At 58.6% G+C, this 2,109-nt stretch carries 3 protein-coding genes and 1 pseudogene; 2 read left to right on the top strand and 2 right to left on the bottom strand.

Features of this window, described 5'->3' with window-relative positions:
* Both BLV04_RS25420 and BLV04_RS24140 read left to right on the top strand, forming a co-directional pair.
* Positions 1–212 (top strand): annotated as a pseudogene (locus BLV04_RS25420) (hypothetical protein); the annotation flags it as partial.
* Positions 213–481: 269 nt separating this feature from the next.
* The gene (locus tag BLV04_RS24140; RefSeq protein WP_245732024.1) at positions 482–970 is read left to right on the top strand and encodes a hemerythrin domain-containing protein; all 489 of its coding nucleotides are present in this window, start codon (positions 482–484) and stop codon (positions 968–970) included.
* 256 nt (positions 971–1,226) lie between these two features.
* Here the strand turns inward: BLV04_RS24140 and BLV04_RS24705 are convergent, their stop codons facing one another.
* Together BLV04_RS24705 and BLV04_RS24700 are read right to left on the bottom strand one after the other, a co-directional pair.
* Positions 1,227–1,805 carry an IPTL-CTERM sorting domain-containing protein gene (locus tag BLV04_RS24705; protein WP_139192046.1) on the bottom strand — a complete coding sequence of 193 codons (579 nt, stop codon included), beginning with the start codon at positions 1,803–1,805 and terminating at the stop codon, positions 1,227–1,229.
* A gap of 152 nt (positions 1,806–1,957) precedes the next feature.
* On the bottom strand, positions 1,958–2,109 hold a 152-nt coding region (locus tag BLV04_RS24700), incomplete at its 5' end, for a transposase (RefSeq protein ID WP_139192031.1).

Genomic DNA, 2,109 nt, shown 5'->3' with positions numbered 1-2,109 from the left:
GATTTGGCTCGGCCTGCAACGCGTCACGGACTTCGCCGCGGGGCTCAGATATGCTCGACAGGCTCATGATTCATGAGATGTGTGTAATGGGATGGATCTATTCCGGAGAAAAGTTCCGTTCGGTCCCCTCGAAGCTCTGGCCGTTCGACGCATCCACCGATACCACGCACATGCCGGACATGCTGTACGCGATCATCACTCCGGCCCGCTAGCGACGGCCGGTTCCGGGTCGGGGGCACGAGTTTCGGCATCGTGCGTACGACCGCGCGCAAGCGACGCCACGACGGCGCGCATCGCGAAGCGCCGACATCCCGGGATCGACGACTTGCAGTCGTCTTCTTCCACTGGCCTGACGGCCGGCGGAATGGAGCTCGACTCCACGATCCCGAGAACCTCGCTGAACATGCCTTGGCGGAATCGATCTGAAAAGCACTTGTTTTCCCTTACCCGTAGCCTGACTCACGTCAAGGCATCGACCTCCATGGCGTCGCAGAATCGCCGCATCTCAAGCATCGGCACCGAAAAGAACGGCATGATGACCGCCATTACCGACACCTTCACCGAGGATCACCACCGCTGCGACCGTCTTCTCGCCGCCGCCGAAGCCAGTGCCGGCGGCTCGGATTGGTCCGTCATCGGCGCTGCCGCCGATGCACTCGTCACCGCAATGGATCGTCACTTCGCGCTTGAGGAAGACATCGTCTTCCCCGCTCTCGTGCAGGTCTTTCTAGTCGCGGAGAATCCCATCGAGATCATGTGCAACGAGCACGCGCAGATGCGTCAGCTCCTCGCCGAGCTCGGCGACGCAGTTGATACACGCGATAAGAGCGCGTTGCTCGGCATCCTCGAGACGCTGCATTTCCTGGTGCAGCAGCACAACTACAAGGAAGAGGGAATCATCTACCCGATGGCCGACGGGGCACTGCCGGAGCGAGCGGCGGAAATGGCTGCCATGATCGCGGATGCTTGAATCTGAAGTGACGGTGACCCTTTTCCGGTCGATCTGGGCCGCGCCGACGGGGGGCGACGGACGCCGATCGCTTGATCGGCCGTGAGTCCGAGACGCGGCTCGAACACGCTATCAAGCGCGTGCCGTTGCCGCGGCTGCGGTGCGGGGGCCACGTCCTCCGAAGCCTGCCTTTCCGAGGGCGGGCGCAGCTTGACAGCGGTTGCCAAGGCAATGAACCAGGTCAGCTGGAGTGTGGCGCAGATGATCAACGCCGGGGTTAGCCCTGTCGTCTCCCCCAATACCATCCTGCTGGTACCAGAAGCATCAACGCCAAGGTGATCTTCGCCCACTCCGATAGAGTTGGAATCTTAGCAGCCTGATCCGGAGACAGAGAAACACCATCCAATGCATAACTGTATGGTCCGCCAACAACATTTGGTGCATTGGCGACTCCGCTAACCACCATGACCATGTCCGTATTCGGTGGCGCAGCGAATGTTTCGGAGAATAGTGCCGACGATCCGTAAGACCATACATATCCAGTGCAGATATTGCTCGGATCGAATATGCCCGTATGGAATGTTACAAAAATACCAGTACCCAGCGTTTGAGGATCAAATGTTGCAATTAATTGCCCCGAGGAATCGGTTTTAAAATCAATGGCCTGGTACTGAAAATTGCCGCTACTGAAAGGCTCGCATGGGTCTCCTGGCGATCCTGATCTAAAAAACCTTGGGGACATGGTGCTTTCAGTGCCATCAAAGGATCCCGTGCCTTCCAGAATGGCAGAATAGCCGAATCCCGGAAATACCAAAATAAAGATTGAAAGATACGCTCTTAGGGAACCGCTGATCAATGGCCATATCCCGCAGGAGCGTACCGGGGGTTCGCCGCATCAACACTTAACGTGGCTTATCGGCGCAAGCCGCGCCCCTTTCAGACACATTAAGTGTTGCATGGGTGGCTTGACCTCGACCGGCGGCGCAGGCCGGGCGCACCTCGGGTGCGTCAGGCCAACAACGCAGGTTTTGCCAGAACCAAGTTGGCCAGCCCGAACAGCACCTTGAGCTGCGCGCGGTTCTTGGCCAGGCCCTTGTAGCGGACCTTGCGATGACGAAACAGGTTCTTGATCACGTGAAACGGATGTTCGACGCGGGCGC

Origin of the sequence: Thiocapsa roseopersicina (assembly GCF_900106925.1) — a bacterium.
GTDB classification, from domain to species: domain Bacteria; phylum Pseudomonadota; class Gammaproteobacteria; order Chromatiales; family Chromatiaceae; genus Thiocapsa; species Thiocapsa roseopersicina.
This window is presented reverse-complemented; position numbering and strand designations above follow the sequence as displayed.

Coding starts and splice junctions, on each gene's coding strand:
- BLV04_RS24140 (WP_245732024.1), top strand. CDS start 482: ATGGCGTCGCAGAATCGCCGCATCTCAAGCATCGGCACCGAAAAGAAC.